Annotated in this window: 16 protein-coding genes; 8 read left to right on the top strand and 8 right to left on the bottom strand. The window is 73.3% G+C overall.

What is annotated here, in order from left to right:
* Positions 1-544 precede the first annotated feature (544 nt).
* Positions 545-805 (bottom strand): hypothetical protein, encoded by a 261-nt coding sequence (locus tag IO29_RS30045; protein ID WP_030382284.1) that lies wholly within the window; start codon positions 803-805, stop codon positions 545-547.
* Between the two features lie 173 nt (positions 806-978).
* On the opposite strand from IO29_RS30045, the gene IO29_RS40270 reads away from it, so the two are divergent.
* Entirely contained in the window at positions 979-1,362 is a 384-nt protein-coding gene (locus IO29_RS40270; RefSeq protein ID WP_030382285.1) for a cold-shock protein, read from the top strand.
* A 23-nt stretch (positions 1,363-1,385) separates the two neighbouring features.
* On the opposite strand, the gene IO29_RS30055 is transcribed toward IO29_RS40270, so the two are convergent.
* From IO29_RS30055 to IO29_RS30070, 4 genes are read right to left on the bottom strand one after another with little or no spacing between them, the layout of a single operon-like run.
* Complete coding sequence (locus IO29_RS30055) at positions 1,386-2,267, bottom strand: 1,4-dihydroxy-6-naphtoate synthase (protein WP_051708008.1); 882 nt, start codon at positions 2,265-2,267, stop codon at positions 1,386-1,388.
* Positions 2,242-2,997: a futalosine hydrolase gene (locus IO29_RS30060; protein WP_033226856.1), complete on the bottom strand. Its 756-nt coding sequence runs from the start codon at positions 2,995-2,997 to the stop codon at positions 2,242-2,244. The genes IO29_RS30055 and IO29_RS30060 overlap by 26 nt, the downstream gene beginning before the upstream one ends.
* A gap of 26 nt (positions 2,998-3,023) precedes the next feature.
* The gene (locus IO29_RS30065) at positions 3,024-3,503 is read right to left on the bottom strand and encodes a hypothetical protein (RefSeq protein WP_030382288.1); all 480 of its coding nucleotides are present in this window, start codon (positions 3,501-3,503) and stop codon (positions 3,024-3,026) included.
* On the bottom strand, positions 3,500-5,050 hold the full coding sequence (locus IO29_RS30070) for an MFS transporter (RefSeq protein WP_078618480.1): 1,551 nt from the start codon (positions 5,048-5,050) through the stop codon (positions 3,500-3,502). Before IO29_RS30070 ends, IO29_RS30065 begins: the two co-directional genes overlap by 4 nt.
* A 457-nt stretch (positions 5,051-5,507) precedes the next feature.
* Between IO29_RS30070 and IO29_RS30075 the strand changes: the two genes are divergently transcribed.
* The 3 genes from IO29_RS30075 to IO29_RS30085 all read left to right on the top strand — a co-directional run bounded on the left by IO29_RS30075 (position 5,508) and on the right by IO29_RS30085 (position 10,949).
* On the top strand, positions 5,508-6,431 hold the full coding sequence (locus IO29_RS30075; protein WP_030382290.1) for a DUF3027 domain-containing protein: 924 nt from the start codon (positions 5,508-5,510) through the stop codon (positions 6,429-6,431).
* 247 nt (positions 6,432-6,678) lie between these two features.
* Positions 6,679-9,816, top strand: a complete 3,138-nt coding sequence (locus IO29_RS30080; protein WP_030382291.1) for a sacsin N-terminal ATP-binding-like domain-containing protein — start codon at positions 6,679-6,681, stop codon at positions 9,814-9,816.
* A 203-nt stretch (positions 9,817-10,019) separates the two neighbouring features.
* On the top strand, positions 10,020-10,949 hold the full coding sequence (locus IO29_RS30085) for a hypothetical protein (protein WP_030382292.1): 930 nt from the start codon (positions 10,020-10,022) through the stop codon (positions 10,947-10,949).
* Here IO29_RS30085 and IO29_RS30090 read toward each other — a convergent pair.
* Positions 10,915-13,404 carry a cation-translocating P-type ATPase gene (locus IO29_RS30090; RefSeq protein ID WP_030382293.1) on the bottom strand — a complete coding sequence of 830 codons (2,490 nt, stop codon included), beginning with the start codon at positions 13,402-13,404 and terminating at the stop codon, positions 10,915-10,917. The two genes, IO29_RS30085 and IO29_RS30090, sit on opposite strands and share 35 nt — an antisense overlap.
* A 133-nt stretch (positions 13,405-13,537) precedes the next feature.
* Positions 13,538-13,813, bottom strand: coding sequence for a DUF2530 domain-containing protein (locus IO29_RS30095; protein ID WP_030382294.1), 276 nt, complete (start codon positions 13,811-13,813; stop codon positions 13,538-13,540).
* Positions 13,814-14,106: 293 nt separating this feature from the next.
* Between IO29_RS30095 and IO29_RS30100 the strand changes: the two genes are divergently transcribed.
* Complete coding sequence (locus IO29_RS30100) at positions 14,107-15,558, top strand: NCS2 family permease (protein ID WP_030382295.1); 1,452 nt, start codon at positions 14,107-14,109, stop codon at positions 15,556-15,558.
* Here IO29_RS30100 and IO29_RS30105 read toward each other — a convergent pair.
* Positions 15,528-15,776 (bottom strand): hypothetical protein, encoded by a 249-nt coding sequence (locus IO29_RS30105; protein WP_051708009.1) that lies wholly within the window; start codon positions 15,774-15,776, stop codon positions 15,528-15,530. The genes IO29_RS30100 and IO29_RS30105 overlap by 31 nt on opposite strands.
* A 248-nt stretch (positions 15,777-16,024) precedes the next feature.
* On the opposite strand from IO29_RS30105, the gene IO29_RS30110 reads away from it, so the two are divergent.
* The 3 genes from IO29_RS30110 to IO29_RS30120 all read left to right on the top strand — a co-directional run.
* A complete protein-coding gene (locus IO29_RS30110) occupies positions 16,025-16,462 on the top strand; it encodes a MarR family winged helix-turn-helix transcriptional regulator (RefSeq protein ID WP_030382297.1) in 438 nt (145 codons plus the stop codon).
* 84 nt (positions 16,463-16,546) lie between these two features.
* Positions 16,547-17,923 carry an MFS transporter gene (locus IO29_RS30115; RefSeq protein WP_106969939.1) on the top strand — a complete coding sequence of 459 codons (1,377 nt, stop codon included), beginning with the start codon at positions 16,547-16,549 and terminating at the stop codon, positions 17,921-17,923.
* A partial coding sequence (locus IO29_RS30120; protein WP_037840656.1) for a 2'-5' RNA ligase family protein occupies positions 17,920-18,224 on the top strand: 305 nt, incomplete at its 3' end. The genes IO29_RS30115 and IO29_RS30120, both read left to right, overlap by 4 nt.

Raw genomic sequence — 18,224 nt, forward strand, 5'->3', positions numbered from 1 at the left:
AGCTGGGGGTGGGTGGGGAGGAGCGCGGGAGAGCTCGGGTGGGTGGGGTGCGTGGGCGGGTGCGGGTGGGAGGTGGCTGGTCGCGCAGTTCCCCGCGCCCCTTACGGGCGCGGTTGCTCGCGCCCGTGTGGCGGGGCCGTAGATCCGGCGCAGTCCCGCGCTCCTTACGGGCGCGGTGGCTCGCGCCCGCCCCGGCGGTAGCCGCAGATCCGGCACAGCCTCGCGCCCCTTACCGGCGCGGGTGCTCGCGCCTGTGTGGTGAGGCCGTAGATCCGGCACAGTCCCGCGCTCCTTACGGGCGCGGTAGCTCGCGCTTGCCCCGGCGGTAGCCGCAGATCCAGCACAGCCCCGAGCCCCTTACGGGCGTGGGTGTTCGCGCCCGTGTGGTGGGGCCGTAGATTCGGCGCAGTCCCGCGTCCCTTGCGGGCGCGGGTGGTCGCGCTCGCCCCGGCGGTAGCCGTAGATCCGGCACAGTCCCGCGCCCCTTACGGGCGTGGGTGTTCGCGCCCGTGTGGTGGGGCCGCGGCTGCCGTCGTGGTCTCAGTCATGCCTCCTGGCGTGAGCCCTCGCGTGCGTGGCGGCGGCCTTCCGAGACCGAGCGCAGCAGACCCGCCGCGGCGAGCAGGAAGCCGACGCCCATCAGCATGCTCAGGCCGTACATGTACGACGGCAGCACCGACGTGCCGAGCAGCAGGGGCGCCACCGTGACCATCGTGGCCACCGCGCCGAGGAAGAAGACGATCGCGCCGGCGCGGATCAGCCGCTCGCCGGCTCCGGCGGAATTCGTTTGGGTTTTGTCGCGCACCCGACCAGGGTAGTTCCAGCGCGAGGGGAACACTCCGGTGACGTCTTGTCACCGGCCCGTGGACCACTAGCCTGGGTACCGGCGGGTCACAGGACCCGCCCCAGTGCTATCGAGGGTGCTGTCGAGGGCACTCATCCGAGCGGTTTCCGACGAGTACGAGGACGAGGACAGGCATGCCTACCGGCAAGGTCAAGTGGTTCAACGGGGAGAAGGGCTTCGGTTTTCTCTCCCGCGACGACGGCGGTGACGTCTTCGTGCACTCCTCGGTCCTCCCCGCCGGAGTCGACGGCCTCAAGCCCGGCCAGCGCGTGGAGTTCGGCGTGGTCGCCGGACAGCGCGGCGACCAGGCACTCTCCGTCGTCCTGCTGGACCCCGCCCCGTCCGTCGCGGCGGCGCAGCGCAAGAAGCCGGACGAGCTGGCCTCGATCGTGCAGGACCTGACGACCCTCCTCGAGAACATCACCCCGATGCTCGAGAAGGGCCGCTACCCGGACAAGGTGTCGGGGAAGAAGATCGCCGGCCTGCTGCGGGCGGTCGCCGACCAACTGGATGTGTGAGGGGTCCGGCCGGACGGCTACGGCTACGGGAACGTGAGCGCGTTCGCGGTGAGCGGCGGGAGCAGGTTCTCCTCGGCCGCGCGGTCCAGCAGGCCCCGGACCGCCGCGTAGCCGTCCTCGCCGAGGTCGGCGGTGAACTCGTTCACGTACAGCTCGATGTGCTGGTCGGCGACGGCCGGGTCCATCTCCTGGGCGTGCGCGAGGACGTACGCCCGGGAGGCCTCGGGGTCGTCCCACGCGGCCCGTACGGACGTACGGACGGACTCGGCCAGGCGGTTCAGGGTCTCCGCGCCCAGCGACCGCTTGGCGATGATCGCGCCCAGCGGGATCGGCAGCCCGGTGGTGGCCTCCCAGTGCTCGCCCATGTCGGCGAGCTTGTGCAGCCCGTAGTTCTGGTAGGTGAACCGGGCCTCGTGGATGACGAGACCCGCGTCCACCCGGCCGTCGCGCACGGCGGGCATGATCTCGTGGAACGGCATCACGACGATCTCGCCGACTCCCCCGGGCACGGTGTCCGCCGCCCACAGCCGGAACAGCAGATAGGCGGTCGACTTCTCGCTCGGCACGGCGACCGTGCGCCCGGCGAGGTCCGCGTCCGCCTCCCTGGTCAGCACCAGCGGGCCGCAGCCCCGGCCGAGGGCGCCGCCGCAGGGCAGCAGCGCGTACTCGTCGAGGACGTACGGCAGCACGGCGTACGACACCTTCAGCACGTCCAACTCGCCGCGCTCGGCCATGCCGTTGGTGAGGTCGATGTCGGCGAAGGTGACGTCGAGCGCCGGGGCGCCGGGGACGCGGCCGTGGGCGAGGGCGTCGAAGACGAAGGTGTCGTTCGGGCAGGGGGAGTACGCGATGCGCAGGGTGTCCGGGGTGGACACGGGCTCAGTCGCGGTCGGTGCGGTCGTCATGCGGGTTCCAACTCTCCAGGACGGGCGCCAGCTTCCCGAAGGCCCCGGTGAGCGCGGCGAGGGCGTCGCCGATCCGCCAGGCGGCGCGGTCGCGGGGGCCCACGGGGTTGGAGACGGCGCGGATCTCCAGTACGGGCGTGCGGTGGGCGGCGGCCGCCTCCGCCACGCCGAACCCCTCCATCGCCTCGGCCAGCGCCCTCGGGTGCCGGGCGCGCAGCACGGCGGCCCGGCGGGCGGTGCCGGTGACGGTGGAGACGGTCAGGACGGTGCCGGTGCGGGCGCCGGTCGCCTCGGCGGCCCGGCGCACGAGGGCGGCGGGCGGGAGGTGGGTGACGGTGCCGAAGCCGAGGTCGGTGACGGGCAGGAAACCGGGCGCGGGGCCGTCGGTCCCCTCCGTCTCGGCGCCGAGGTCGGCGGCGGTGATCTCGTCGGCGAGGACCAGGGTGGCCGGGGGCGCGTCCGGCAGGAAGCCGCCGCCGATGCCGGCCGAGACGACCAGGTCGTACGGGGTGCCGTGCAGCGCGGCGGCGGTCAGCGCGCCGGCCGTGGAGGCGGCGGCGAGGGCGGGGCCCACACCGGCGGCCAGCAGGTCGTACACCGGGCCGTCGGCAACGGGCCCCAGCCGGGTGAGGGAGGCCGCGGGGAGCGGTACCTCCCGCGAGGTGCCGTCGAACGCCTGTGCCACCGCGTCCCGCTCGACGGGGACCGCGGTGGCGACCAGTACGCGCAGCGGCGCGGGGCCGGACGGGGACGTGGTCAGGAGTCCTTCTTGAACGTGAAGTTCCACAGGCCCGTGGCCTTCTTGTCGGTGCCCTCCTGGATCGACACCTTCGTGGAGTCGCCGCTGGCGCCGTACTGGGCGTTGAAGAACACGCTGCCCGGGATCGTCCGGTAGGTCTTGGTGCTGGAGTCGACGAGCGGCTGACCGTTCATCAGGATCGTCCAGCCCTTGTCGGCGATGTCCGGGTCGACGCCGAAGCGGACCGTCGCGTCCGGGTCGACCTTGATCGACTCGATGTCCTTGTCCTTGATGCAGGACTGGAGCTCGGACGTCGACAGGGCCTTGTCGTCGTCGTTGTAGCAGGAAGCCTCCGAGCTGACCGAGTCCTTGCCGACGGTGATCGTCGCCCTCGGGGTGGGCTTGTCGCAGGCGGACAGCAGGAGCAGTCCGGCGGATACGGCGCCGGCGGCGGCGACGGCGCGGCGGCGTCGCACAGCGGATTGCAGCGAGGTCATGGCCGAAGGCTATCTGGCACGCACGGAGTGGTCCCCACGTGGGGTCCACGGCGTGCCGCCGTCCACAGCGGGCGGACCGTCGACAACAGGCCCGTCGCGACGATCGCCGCGCCCACCGACATGCCCAGCGCGCCGTTGAGCGGCAGCACGATCCCGATCGCGCCGCCCAGCACCCACGCCATCTGCAACGACGTCTCCGACCGCGCGAACGCCGAGGTCCGCACCTCCTCGGGCACGTCTCGCTGGATCAGCGCGTCCAGCGACAGCTTGCCCAGCGCCTGCGCGCAGCCGGCGCACGCGGCCAGGCAGGCGACGAGGAACGCGCCGAAGAACACGGCCGCCGTGATCGCGACGGCCAGCACCGCCGACACCACCGTGACGACGATGACCTCCGGCGCCCGCGACTTCAGCCAGGCGCCGACCGCCGTGCCCAGCGCGTTGCCGGTGCCGGCCGCGACGCCGACGATGCCGAGGGAGACGGCCGCGCTCGACCCGGCCAGCGGGTGCTCGCGGAGCAGGAACGCGAGGAAGAAGATCAGGAACCCGGACAGACAGCGCAGACAGGCGTTGGCGCCGAGCGCGTGGATGACGGTGCTGCCGACGGTGCGCAGACCGGGGCGGCGGCGGGCGGCCTTGGCGGAGACGGAGGGCGACGGCTCCGACGGCTCGGACGGCTCCGTCAGGCCGGACGGCTCCGTCGGGCCGGACGGCTCTGGCGGTTCGGACGGCTCTGGCGGTTCGGGGGTACAGGGCGCGCGGTCCTTCGACGCGAGCAGGGCGATGCGCTCGCCCTTCGCCGAGTCGACCTTGCGCGGCAGCGAGAACGACAGGAACGTGCCCCCGACGAAGATCAGGAAGGCGCCGTAGAGGGGATAGCGGGGCCCCAGCACTTGCAGCCCCGCCCCGATCGGCGCGGCCACACCGGTGGCGAGCAGCCCGCCGAGGGTGACCCGGGAGTTCGCCTTCACCAGCGAGAACGCGGGCGGCAGCAGCCGCGGCACCACCGCACTGCGGACCACGCCGTACGCCTTCGACGCGACCAGCACGCCGAGCGCCGCCGGGTACAGCTCCAGGCTGCCGGTGGCGACGGCGCCGGACAGCAGCAGCGCGAGCAGCGCCCTGGCCAGCATCGCGGCGGCCATCGCGGCGCGGCGGCCGTGCGGGAGGCGGTCCAGGAGGGGGCCGATCACGGGGGCGAGGACCGTGAACGGGGCCATCGTGATCGCGAGGTAGAGGGCGACGCGGCCGCGGGCCTCGTCGGTGGGAACGGAGAAGAAGACGGTGGAGGCGAGGGCGACGGTGACCATGACGTCGCCGGCGCCGTTCACGGCGTGCAGTTCGATGAGCTTGGCGAGGCCGGACTCGCCGGCGCCCTGGGCGTGGGTGACGCGGCGGATGCCGCGGTAGGTGCCGGTGACGGGGAGGTGGAGGGCGCGGGCGACCTTGCGGGCGGAACCGCGCACGCGGTTCGGCCCGCCACGTCGGTCGGTGCCGGCCCGGGGCGGGCCCTCGGTGGGGGCGCCCTGGGGCGGCCGCGCGGCTGCCACCCCGTCATAGTGCCCCGGGATGGGCGGGGGTAGGCGGTTACCGGCCGTATCGGCGTGGAGTGGCGTGCGGCGGGGGTGGCAGGGGGGCGCTTCGCGCCCCTTGAGGGGCGCGGGGCTGTGTCCCCTCGCGGCTTCGCCGCGTGGGCGCGACGGACCACGACGCACCCGCGGTCGCAGAGATCCGGCCACCGCGCCTTCCCCGGAAAAGCACAGGGGCCTTCGGCCCCTACCGAGGCGCCGGGGTGGGCCGAGCGGCCGGAAGAAGGTAGCGTGCGTAGCGCGCCCCGGCGGTTGTTCTCGGCCGCGCGCCTGTTCGTCATCCCGCAGAATGGATGGCTGAAGGTGTGCCCGAGCGCGATCGGGCGCGGACGTCGACGCGGCCCTTCGGTCCGCTCCGTCCGCACCCCCCGCCAAGGCCGGCGCACCCGTGAGACGGCGTAGGAGAGAAGCGATACCTGTGAGCGCAGCGAGCACGCGAAGCCGCACCCCCGACCGTCTGTGCGCCGAGGCCGTCGACCTCGCCCGCAGCGCAGCCGAGGAGGCCGCCGCCCCCGGCATCGTCGGCGCGCACACAGGAACCCTCGCCGAGGGCGACCGCGTCGTCACCCACTACTTCGAGTGCCAGGAGCTCGGCTACCGCGGCTGGCGCTGGGCGGTCACCGTCGCCCGCGCCTCCCGCGCGAAGGTCGTCACCGTCGACGAGGCCGTTCTGCTGCCCGGACCCGACGCCGTGCTCGCCCCCGAGTGGGTGCCCTGGAGCGAGCGGCTGCGCCCCGGTGACATGGGCCCCGGCGATCTGCTGCCCACGGACGCGGACGATCTCCGGCTCGAGCCGGGCTACACCGGCGAGGACGAGCCGGCGCCGAACTCCGCGGTCTCCGCGGGCATGGCCGAGCTGGTCGAGGCGGAGGACGCGGAGATCACCGCCGGTACGCCGGCCCACCTCCCCCTCGTGCCCTCGCGCGGCTCCCTCGCGTCGGTCGCCGAGGAGCTCGGGCTGCGGCGGGCGCGGGTGCTCTCGCGGTACGGGCTGCATGTCGCCGCCGACCGGTGGGAGGAGGCGTACGGGGCGAAGACCCCGATGGCGCAGGCCGCGCCGGCGTCCTGCGTGAGCTGCGGCTTCCTCGCGCCGATCGGGGGGTCGCTCGGGCAGGCGTTCGGGGTGTGCGCGAACGAGTTCTCGCCGGCGGACGGGCGGGTGGTGTCGCTCTCCTACGGGTGCGGGGGGCACTCGGAGGCGGCGGTGATGCCGAAGGCTCCGGTGCCGGCGGCGCCGGTCGTCGACGAGACGCGGCTCGATCCGTTCCCGCTGCGGGCGGCGACGGATTCCGGTTCGGTCTCGGCGACCGCGCCGGAGGACGCGGAGCTGGGGCACTCGTAGGTTTTTCTCGCCCCCGCCGCCCCTACCCTTCCCGTCCCCGGGGGCTTCGCCCCCGGACCCCCAAAAGATGCGCAGTTCCCCGCGCCCCTTTTAGGGGCGCGGGGAACTGCGCGAGCAACCACGAACCCACCCGCACCCGCCGACGCACCCGAACCCCCGAGCCATGAGGCGCCTCACCGGGGGGCGGGCACCCCGCCCCCCGGTCCGGTAGCGTCGGGCCGCACGTCTCGCAGAGGGAGATTCAAGCGTGAGCAACTTCGTGCGGCCGGCGCCCGAGGGCGCGGACCCGTTCGGTACCGCCCGCCTGCGGCGCGGCGTGCTGGACGCGTGGGCCACCAGCCCCGCCCGGTTCCGCGAGGACGCCAACGCCGAGGAGGATCTCGTCCTCGGCGGCTACCGCGACCGCCTCGTCGTCGAGCTGGCCCAGAACGCCGCCGACGCCGCCGCCCGCGCGGGCGTCCCCGGCCGGCTCCGCCTCACCCTGCGCGACGGCGTCCTCGCCGCCGCCAACACCGGCGCCCCGCTGGACGCCGCCGGCGTCGAGTCGCTCGCCACCCTGCGCGCCTCCGCCAAGCGCGACGCCGCGCCCGGCGCCGTCGGCCGGTTCGGCGTCGGGTTCGCCGCCGTGCTCGCCGTCAGCGACGAGCCCGCCGTGCTCGGCCGGCACGGCGGCGTGCGCTGGGCGCTCGCCGAGGCCCGCGACCTCGCCTCCGACACCGCCCGGCACAGCCCCGGCCTCGGCGACGAGATCCGCCGCCGCGACGGCCACGTCCCCCTCCTCCGGCTGCCCTTCGCCGCCGAGGGCCGCGCCCCGGAGCCGTACGACACCGTCGTCGTCCTCCCGCTGCGCGACCCGGCCGCCGAGGCCCTCGCCGAGCGGCTGCTCGACGCCCTGGACGACGCCCTGCTGCTCGCCCTGCCGGGCCTGGAGGAAGTCGTCGTCGAGATCCGGGACGCGGAGCCACGGACCCTGCGGCGGTACGCCGACGGGACCGACACCGTCGTCGAGGACTCGGCGCACGGCACCACCCGCTGGCGTACCGCCGCCGACCACGGACCGCTCGACCCCGCGCTGCTCGCCGACCGGCCCGTCGAGGAGCGGCTGCGGCCGCACTGGTCGGTCACCTGGGCCGTGCCCGTCGACGCCGACGGCGGCCCGGCCAGGCCCCGTACCAGCCCCGTCGTGCACGCCCCCACCCCCAGCGACGAACCGCTCGGCGTGCCCGCGCTGCTCATCGCCTCCCTCCCGCTGGACAGCACCCGCCGGCACGCCGCCCCCGGGCCGCTCACCGACTTCCTGGTCGAGCGGGCCGCCGACGCCTACGCCGGGCTCCTCGCCGAGTGGCGGCCGGTCGGCGACGGCGTGCTCGGCCTCGTGCCCGGCCCGCTCGGCAAGGGCGAGCTGGACGGCGCGCTGCGGCGGGCGATCCTCGAACGGCTGCCCCGTACCGCCTTCCTGCCGCCCGCCAACCCGCCCACCGCGGAGGCGGACACCGACGACGACGGCACGCTGCCCGAGGCGCTGCGGCCCCGGGACGCCGAGGTGATCGAGGGCGCCGGCGCCGGCACCGTGCGCGTGTTCGCCGAGGTGCTGACCGGGCTGCTGCCCGCCGGTCTGGAGCGGCGCGTGGAGCTGCGCACGCTCGGCGTGGCGCGGGTGCCGCTGACCGAGGCGGTGGACCGGCTCGCCGGCCTGGAGAAGGACCCCGGCTGGTGGTGGCGGCTCTACGACAGCCTCGCCGGCGTCGACCCGGACCGGCTCACCGGGCTGCCCGTGCCGCTCGCCGACGGCCGTACGACGATCGGGCCCCGGCAGATCCTGCTGCCCGCCGTGGACGGCCCCCGGGTCGCCCCGGACGCGCTGGCCCGGCTCGGGCTCAAGGTCGCCCACCCCGACGCCGTCCACCCGCTCCTGGAGAAGCTCGGCGCGCTGCCCGCCACCCCGCGCGCGGTGCTCACCACCCCGCAGGTGCGGGCCGCCGTCGCCGCCTCCCTGGACGACGAGGCGCCCGGCTGGGACGAGGACGGGCTCGACCCCGAGGAACTCGCCGACACCGTCCTCGCCCTCGTCCGCGACGCGGGACTCGAACCCGGCGACGAACCCTGGCTCGGCGCGCTCGCGCTGCCCGACGAGGACGGCGAGCCCGCGCCCGCCGGTGAACTCGTGCTGCCCGGCAGCCCGTTCGCGGCCGTCATGCGCGAGGACGAACTCGCCCTCGTCGACGCCGAACTGGCCGAACGCTGGGGTGAGCAGCCGCTCGCCGCCTGCGGGGTGCTGGCCGGGTTCCAGCTCGTGCGCGCCACCGACGTCGTCCTCGACCCGGACGAACTCGAGCCGCGCGAGGGCGACTTCGCCGAGCCCGACGACGCCGGGCTGCTCGACGCCGTCGACGTGTGGTGCGAGGACGTCCTGGACCGGCTGCCCGAGGGGCCCGTGCCGCCCGTCGCCACCGAGATCGTCGCCGTGCGGGACCTCGACCTCGTCGACGACGACCACTGGCCCGAGGCGCTCGCCCTGCTCGCCCGGCCGCCGCTGCGGGACGCGCTCACCCAGCCCGTGCGGGTGCTGCTGCCGGACGGCACCCACGAGGTCGTACGGCCGTACACCGCGTGGTGGCTGCGCGGGCATCCCGTGCTCGACGGCCGCCGTCCCGCCGGACTGCGGGCCGCCGGGGGCGATCCGCTGCTGCACGGCCTGTACGACGAGGCCGACGCGTCCGGGTTCGAGGACGAGCAGGTGCTGCGGGCGCTGGGCGTGCGGACGTCGGTCGCCGCGCTGCTGGACGAGCCCGGGGGTGCGGCCGAGCTGCTCGACCGGCTCGCCGACCCGTCGCGGCCGGTGTCCGCGGCCCAGCTGCACGGGCTGTACGGCGCGCTCGCCGAACTGGATCCGGAGCGGGTGACGTTGCCGGACGAGGTGCGGGTGGTGGTGGACGGGGAGGTGACCGTCGTCGACGCGGCGGACGCCGTCGTCGTCGACTCGCCGGATCTGCTGCCGTTCACAGGTGGTGTGCCGCTGCTTCCCGTGCGGCCTTCCCTGGCCGGGGAGTTGGCGGAGCTGTTCCAGGTGCGGCGGCTGAGCGAATCGGTGACGGGGGAGGTCGGGTCGGAGGGGACGGAGCACGACGTGCCGGGGGCGGTGCGGGTGCTGCTGGGGTCCTCGACCCCGCGTACGTACGTCGAGCACGAGGAGCTCGTCGTGGACGGCGTCGGCATCGACTGGCGCCGGACGCGGGACGGTGTGGTGCACGCGGCGACGCTGGAGGGGGTGGCGGCGGGGCTGGCCTGGGCGGCCGGCCAGTGGCCGCGGCGCTTCGAGGTGGCGGCGCTCCTGGAGGACCCGTCCCGCACGAACGAACTGGCCCGCGACCGCTGGTTCGACTGAGGGCGGCGGGGTCCCTTCCGGGGGGCGACGGAAGGCCCAGGTGAGAGGCGGACGTGAGTTTCGCAACGTGAGGGCAAAGGCTGCCGGTGCGGGGGCAACCGTCCCCACCCCTCACGTATCTGATCAGCGAGTCAACAGACTCACGTCAACCTCGGGCCCCCGTGACCACACCGTGGGCCCCCTTTCTCCACTTGGGGAATTGCATGCGCATACGAGCCACCGTGGCCGCCGTCTCCGGCGCCCTGGCCCTCTCCGCCCTCGCCGTCCCGGCCGCGCACGCCGCCGGCACCGCCCCCACCCCGGACCACTCCGACGCCGCCAAGGTCCTGGACGCCGGGCAGGGCACCGACTCCGCCCGGACCGGCCGCACCGGCACCGCCGGAACCCCGTACACCCTGAACGCCACGTTCTCGAACGTCGTCGTCAACAAGGGCAAGGCGATCGTCGCCGGCACCTCCAAGAAGGTGAGCGTCCCGGTCAGCTTCACCCTCACCCACGGCAGCGACGTCGACGTCACCGCCGACGACTTCTTCGCCGGCGTCGACCTCTACCGCGGCACCAGCTACGCCGACGCCGACTACGAGCTCTCCAGCGACGACCCGGCCGTCTGCACGGTCTCCTCCGCCACGGTCGCCAAGTGCACCGAGACGATCGTCGTCGCCCCGGCCGACGACCTGCTCAACGAGGACGCCGGCAAGTGGAAGGCGGACGCCTTCGCCGTCGCGTTCAACGGGCAGGACCCGACCGGCAGCGACCTGGACCTGAGCAAGGTCGGCGTCGCCGAGAAGGAGGGCTTCGCCGCGCCCAACCTCCAGCGCTACTCCAAGCTCACCGTCAACGCCTCCCCGGAGCCGGTGAAGAAGGGGAAGACCATCACGGTCACCGGCACCCTCAGCCGCGCCAACTGGGACACCGGCGCCTACGCGGGCTACACGGTGCAGTCCGTGAAGCTCCAGTTCAAGAAGAAGGGCAGCAGCTCCTACAGCACCCTGAAGACCATCAAGTCCGGCAGCAAGGGCGCCCTGAAGACGACGGTCAAGGCCTCCGCCGACGGCACCTTCCGCTACAGCTTCGCCGGCACCTCGACGACCCCCGCCGTCAGCTCCTCGGGCGACTTCGTCGACGTGAAGTAAGCGCCTGACGGGCGGCGAGCAGTCGTCCCGCCACGCCCCCGCGCCTCCCCTCCCCGGGATCGCGCGGGGGTCCCGCCCGGTCCACCCGGCGCCAGCCCAGCTCCAGCACCGCCGAGGCGAGCGCCGCGATGCCGACCGCCAGCCACGGCATCCGAAGGCCGACCAGCCGCAGCGCGAAGAACTCCTGGAGCCACGGCACCACCAGCACCACCAGGAACGCGGCCCCCATCGCCGCCACCAGCACCACACGCCACCAGGTGTAGGGGCGGGCGACGATCGCCAGCACCCACAGCGAGATCAGGAACAGCGTGAGCGTCGCCGCGCTGGTCTCCGCCTCCAGCGAGCCGGGCCCGCTGTAGTGGTGGCGGGCGAGCAGATACGTCGCGAACGTGGCGACGGCGGCCACGGTGCCCGCCGGGATCGCGTACCGCATCACACGCCGGACGAAGTGCGGTCTGGCCCGCTCCGTGTTGGGCGCGAGGGCGAGGAAGAACGCCGGGACGCCGATCGTGAGCGTGGACAGCAGCGTCAGATGCCGGGGCAGGAACGGGTACTCCACCTGCGCGCACACCACCAGCACCGCGAGCAGCACCGAGTAGACCGTCTTGACCAGGAACAGCGTGGCGACGCGGGTGATGTTGCCGATCACCCGGCGGCCCTCGGCGACCACCGACGGCAGGGTGGCGAAGCTGTTGTCGAGCAGCACGATCTGCGCGACCGCCCGGGTGGCCTCCGAGCCCGACCCCATCGAGACGCCGATGTCGGCGTCCTTGAGCGCGAGCACGTCGTTGACGCCGTCGCCGGTCATCGCGACCGTGTGCCCGTCGGACCGGAGCGCGCCGACTATGTCCCGTTTCTGCCGCGGGGTGACCCGCCCGAAGACCGTGGCGCCGTCGAGCGCCTTGGCCATGCCGGCCCGGTCGTCGGGCAGTTCGCGGGCGTCCAGGACCTCGCCGGTGATGCCGAGTTTTCCGGCCACCGCGCCCACCGAGACCGCGTTGTCGCCGGAGATCACCTTGGCGTGCACGTCCTGCCGGGCGAAGTAACGCAGGGTGTCGGCGGCGTCCGGGCGCAGCCGCTGCTCCAGGACGACGAGCGCGGCCGGCCGTACGCCCGCCGCCACCGCCGGGTCGTCGAGCGGGCGGGCGGCGCGGGCCAGCAGCAGGACCCGCAGCCCCTGCTCGTTGAGCCGGACGGTCTCGGCGAGCGCCGGGTCGTCGGGGTCGAGCAGCACGTCGGGGGCGCCCAGCAGCCAGGTACCGGATCCGCCGCCCGGCTCCTCGAAGGAGGCGCCGCTGTACTTGCGGGCGGAGGAGAACGGCAGCGCGTCGGTGCGGCGCCACTCCTCGCTGCCGGGGTAGGCGTCGATGATCGCCTGGAGGGAGGCGTTGGGGCGCGGGTCGGCGGCGCCGAGCGCGCCGAGCACCGTGCGCAGATACGTCTCGTCGGCGCCCTGGAGCGGCCGCAGCTCGGTGACGTCCATGCCGCCCTCGGTGAGGGTGCCGGTCTTGTCCAGGCAGACGGTGTCGACGCGGGCCAGCCCCTCGATCGCGGGCAGCTCCTGCACGAGGACCTGCTTGCGGCCCAGCCGGATCACGCCGATCGCGAAGGCGACGGAGGTGAGCAGGACCAGCCCCTCGGGGACCATCGGCACGATCCCGCCGACCGTGCGGGCGACGGAGTCCTTGAACCCGTGGTCCTTGACCACCAGCTGGCTGATGACGAGGCCGACCGCGGTCGGCACCATCATCCAGGTCACGTACTTGAGGATGGTCGAGATGCCGGTGCGCAGCTCGGAGTGGACCAGCGTGAACCGGGAGGCCTCCTCGGCGAGCTGGGCGGCGTACGCCTCCCGGCCGACCTTGGTCGCGCGGAACGCGCCCCCGCCCGCGACCACGAAGCTGCCGGACATCACCGCGTCGCCGGGCTGCTTGACGACGGGGTCGGCCTCGCCGGTCAGCAGCGACTCGTCGATCTCCAGCCCATCGGCCTCGACGCACACGCCGTCGACGACGATCTTGTCGCCGGGGCCGATCTCCAGGACGTCGTCCAGCACGATCGCGGAGGTGGCGAGCTCGGTGGTCCGCCCGTCGCGGCGCACGGCCGGCCGGGCCTCGCCGATCACCGCGAGCGAGTCCAGGGTCTTCTTGGCCCGCCACTCCTGGATGATCCCGATGCCGGTGTTGGCGAGGATCACGTAACCGAACAGGCTGTCCTGCACGGGCGCGACGAACAGCATGATCAGCCAGAGCAGCCCGATGATCGCGTTGAACCGGGTGAAGACGTTGGCCCGGACGATCTCGCCGAACGTGCGGCTGCTGCGCACGGGAACGTCGTTGACCGCACCGCGTGCGACCCGCTCCGCGACCTCGTCGGCCGTCAGCCCGCGCTCGCGCACGGGCAGCGGCACGGGGTGCACGGGGTCGAGTTCGGCGCCCGCGTCGATATCGGTCATGTCTTCGACGGTACGTGCGGGCGGGTGCGTTCACCTCCGCACTACGTGACAAATCCGACCTGGGGAGGAGTGTTGGGCGGGGGGTGTCGTGCGGTGGTTGTAGTCGGGGGGCGACTCGCGCGGTACCGGCGGCTCAGTCGCCGGCGGCGGCGTCGGTCTCCCTGCGGGCCGCGTCCCTCTTGATCGCGGCGTCCCGCCCGCGCACGTACCAGACGCCGATCAGCCCGAGGCCGCCCCCGGCCAGGCACGTCCACACCCACCAGGTGTGCCCGTGGTCGTCGAACCAGCCGTAGAACGGCAGCTGCACCAGGAAGAGGACGAACCAGATGATCGTGCCGCCGGTGATGGTGGCGACCACGGGCCCCTCCAGGGGCTCGGGCGCCTCGTGCTGGGGAGTCCACTTGGCCATGCGCACAGCTTACGAGGCCCGGGAATCGGCTCACGCGCCACGGGAGCCATGCCCGTAGGGCCGGGACCCGCACGGAATCTACGCGCGGAGATGGCCTTTTCTCGTTCATATGTTCATACTGAAACTGTTTGCGTCTGGCTACTTCCGCTCGTACGAACCTCCAAGAGACGCCTCCCGGCCACCCCGGAGGGCCACTCTTCGGTGACGTACGCCGCCCAGGGGGAACCCGGGACGGCGCACGCCGGCCCGACCCGAACGACCCCTTCCCCGACCCCGCATCCCCTGAGGTCCGCATGTCCACCTCGGCTCCCGCCAAGGTCCCCGCCCCCGGGCAGCCGGGCGGCCGTTCCGCCACCGGCCCCCTCGACCGCTACTTCCGGATCTCCGAACGCGGCAGCACCCTGCCCCGTGAGATCCGCGGCGGCTTCGCCACCTTCTTCGCGATGGCGTACATCATCGTGCTGAACCCGATCATCCTGAGCGGCGCGAAGGACATGTACGGGCACCAGCTGGACTACGGCCAACTGGTCACCGCCACCGCCGTCACCGCCGCGTTCACCACGCTGCTCATGGGTGTCATCGGCAACGTCCCGATCGCGCTGGCGGCCGGCCTCGGCGTCAACACGGTCGTCGCCCTCCAGCTCGCCCCCCGCATGTCCTGGCCGGACGCGATGGGCATGGTGGTGCTGGCCGGTTTCGTGGTGATGCTGCTGGTCGCCACGGGGCTGCGGGAACGCGTGATGAACGCCGTGCCGCTCGGGCTGCGCAAGGGCATCTCGATCGGCATCGGCCTGTTCATCATGATCATCGGCCTGGTCGACTCCGGCTTCGTCAGCCGCATCCCGGACGTGGCGCAGACCACCGTCCCGCTCCAGCTCGGCGCGGACGGGCACCTCAACGGCTGGCCGGTGCTGATCTTCGTCCTCGGCACGCTGCTCACCCTCGCGCTGATGGTGCGCAAGGTGCCCGGCGCGATCCTGATCTCGATCGTCACGATGACGGTCCTCGCCCTGATCCTCAACGCCGCCGCCAAGATCCCCTCCTGGGGCCTGACCACCCCGAAGTGGCCCGGCAACCCCGTCGCCACCCCAGACTTCGGGCTGCTCGGCAAGGTCAGCCTGTTCGGCGGCTTCGACAAGGTCGGCGTGCTGACCGGCATCCTGTTCGTCTTCACCGTGCTGCTGTCGTGCTTCTTCGACGCGATGGGCACGATCATGGGCATCGGCGACGAGGCCAAGCTGACCGACGCCGAGGGCCAGATGCCCGGCATCAACAAGGTCCTCTTCGTCGACGGCATCGCCGTCGCCGCGGGCGGCGCCAGCTCCTCCTCGGCCACCACCTGCTTCGTGGAGTCCACGGCGGGCGTCGGCGAGGGCGCGCGCACCGGCTTCGCCAACGTCGTCACCGGACTGCTGTTCGCGGCGGCGCTCTTCCTCACCCCCGTCGCCACGATGGTGCCGTCCCAGGCGGCCACGCCCGCACTGATCGCGGTGGGCTTCCTGATCCTGTCCCACTCGATCAAGGACATCGACTGGGCGGACTACACGATCGCCATCCCGGCCTTCGTGACGATGCTGATGATGCCGTTCACCTACTCCATCACCAACGGCATCGGGATGGGTTTCATCACCTTCGTGGTGCTGCGCCTGGCCGCGGGCCGGGGGCGCGAGGTGCCGGTGGCGCTGTACGTCGTCGCGGCGGTGTTCGCCTTCTACTACCTGATGCCGGCGCTGGGCCTGACCTGATCGCCGGGCGGCTCGCCCGCCGGGTCCGGGGCGTCGTCGGCGTCCCCGTAGAACTCCTGCGTCCTCTCGACGGCGGCCTGGAACCGCTCGTCGAAGTCATCACGAATGAGCGTCCGGACGACATAGTCCTGGACGCTCATTCCTCTTTTCGCCGCCCGGTGCCGGAGCCGGTCGAGCAGCTCCCCGTCCATGCGCAGGCTGAGCACGCTGGTCCCCATGGCCACGAGGGTGGCCGGATTCGTCGGGGTGGTGGAAGGTTTTTTGCTCCCATGTCACTCGTACGGGTGATTCGTCTCGTTCTGTTGTTTTGGCGCGGGGAGGGTGTGCGTGCGGGGGCGCCGGGCGCGGACGGGCGGGGCCTCGCGCCCGGAAGGGGCGGAGCGCGGTGCCGACAGTGGCCGGAGTCACCCTGTCGGACGTGTGCGACGGTGGTCTTTAGCGAAAGTAATGAGTTACGCTAAAGAGCATGCCTGACCTGACCCATGGCGACGATGCCGCCGCCGTGAACACCCTGCGCTCCTCCGTGATGCGCCTGTCGCGCCGACTCAAGCACCAACGGGTCGACGAGTCGCTGAGCCCCACCGAGATGTCGGTGCTCGGCACCCTCGCGAACTGCGGTTCGGCCACCCCCGGTGAGCTGGCCCGCAAGGAGCACGTCCAGCCGCCGTCGATGACCCGCATCGTCGCGCTGCTGGAGACCAAGGGCCTGGTGAGCCTGGAGCCGCACCCCGAGGACCGCCGGCAGAAGGTCGTCAGGCAGACCGAGCAGGCCACCGTCATGCTCGAGGAGAGCCGGCGCCGGCGGAACGCGTTCCTGGCCCGCCTGGTCGAGCAGCTCGACGAGGACGAGTGGGCGAGGCTCAGCGCCGTGGCGCCCGTCCTGGAGAAACTCGCCCACCTCTGACCCCGTCCCCTTCCTCGCAGCAGCCCCTTCCCAGCCACCAGCCACTCCCCGTTCCTGTCGTCACGCCCGAGGAGGCGAGCCCTTTTGAGTTCGGGACCCGGAGCAGACTCCGCCCCCGCACCAGCCACCCCCGACTCCACCCCGCCCCCACCGCGCACCCCCGCCGAGCCCCGTAAGACGTCCATGTTCAGCTCGCTGCGGATCCGCAACTACCGCCTGTTCTTCATCGGCCAGGTCGTCTCCAACACCGGCACCTGGATGCAGCGCATCGCCCAGGACTGGCTGGTGCTGAGCCTCACCGGCTCCTCCACCGCCGTCGGCGTCACCTCGGCGCTCCAGTTCCTGCCGATGCTGCTGTTCGGCCTGTACGGCGGCGTCCTCGTCGACCGGCTGCCCAAGCGGCCCACGCTGCTGCTGACCCAGTCCGCGATGGGCCTGGCCGGCCTGGCCCTGGCCGTCCTCACGCTCTCCGGTCATGTCCAGGTGTGGCACGTGTACGTGGCCGCCTTCGCCGTCGGACTCGCCACGGTCCTGGACAACCCGGCCCGGCAGACCTTCGTGCCGGAGATGGTCGGCCCCGGCCAGTTGCAGAACGCCATCAGCCTCAACTCGGCCAACTTCCAGTCCGCCCGGCTGGTCGGCCCGGCCGTCGCCGGTGTGCTGATCACCGGGGTCGGCACCGGCTGGGCGTTCCTGCTCAACGGCGTCTCCTTCCTCGCCCCGATCGCCGGACTGCTCCTCATGCGCTCCCGCGAGCTGCACGAGATCCGGCGCGCGCCGCGCGGCAAGGGCCAGCTCCGCGAGGGGCTGCGCTATGTCGCCGTACGGCCCGAGCTGGTCTGGCCCATCGTGCTGGTCGGCTTCATCGGCACCTTCGGCTTCAACTTCCCGGTCTGGCTCTCCGCCTACGCCGACGACGTCTTCCACGCGGGCGCCGGCGCGTACAGCCTCTTCAACACGTTGATGGCGGTCGGTTCGCTGATCGGCGCGCTGCTCGCGGCCCGGCGCGGTACGGCCCGGCTGCGGGTGCTGATCGCGGCGGCCCTCGGCTTCGGCGTGCTGGAGGTCGTGGCCGCCGTGGCGCCCGGGCTGTGGCTGTTCGCCCTCCTCATGGTGCCGATCGGCGTCTTCGGCATGACGGTGAACGTCACCGCGAACACGTCCGTGCAGATGACGACGGATCCCGAGATGCGGGGCCGGGTGATGGCCCTGTTCATGATGGTCTTCATGGGCGGTACGCCGCTGGGGGCGCCCCTGGTCGGCTGGGTCACCGACGCCTACGGCGCGCGCGTCGGCTTCGCGGCCGGCGGTGCCGTCTCGCTGGCGGCGGCGGCCGTGGTGGGCGCGATGCTGCTCCGGGTGGGCAACCAGCGGGTGCGGCTGACCTGGCGGGGCGGGCCGCGGGTGCGGCTGTGCCCGCGGGGCGCCGCGGTCCGGGAAGAGGTGGCGCTGTCGTCATGAGACTGTTCGCCGCGGTGCTGCCGCCGGAGGAGGCGGTCGAGGAACTGGCCGCGCGGGCGGCGGGGTTGCGGGGGCTGCCCGGGGCGGAGGCGCTGCGCTGGACCGAGCGGGCCGGGTGGCACTTCACGCTGGCGTTCTACGGGGAGGTCGGCGAGGGGGCCGTGCCGGAGCTGTCCGGCCGGCTGGCCCGGGCGGCCGGGCGGACCGCGCCGTTCCGGCTCGCCCTGCGGGGGGCCGGGCGCTTCGGTGACCGGGTGTTGTGGGTGGGGTTCTCGGGGGACGCGGGGGCGCTGCGGGTGTT

The organism is Streptomyces sp. NRRL F-6676 (assembly GCF_000725625.1).
Lineage (GTDB): Bacteria > Actinomycetota > Actinomycetes > Streptomycetales > Streptomycetaceae > Streptomyces.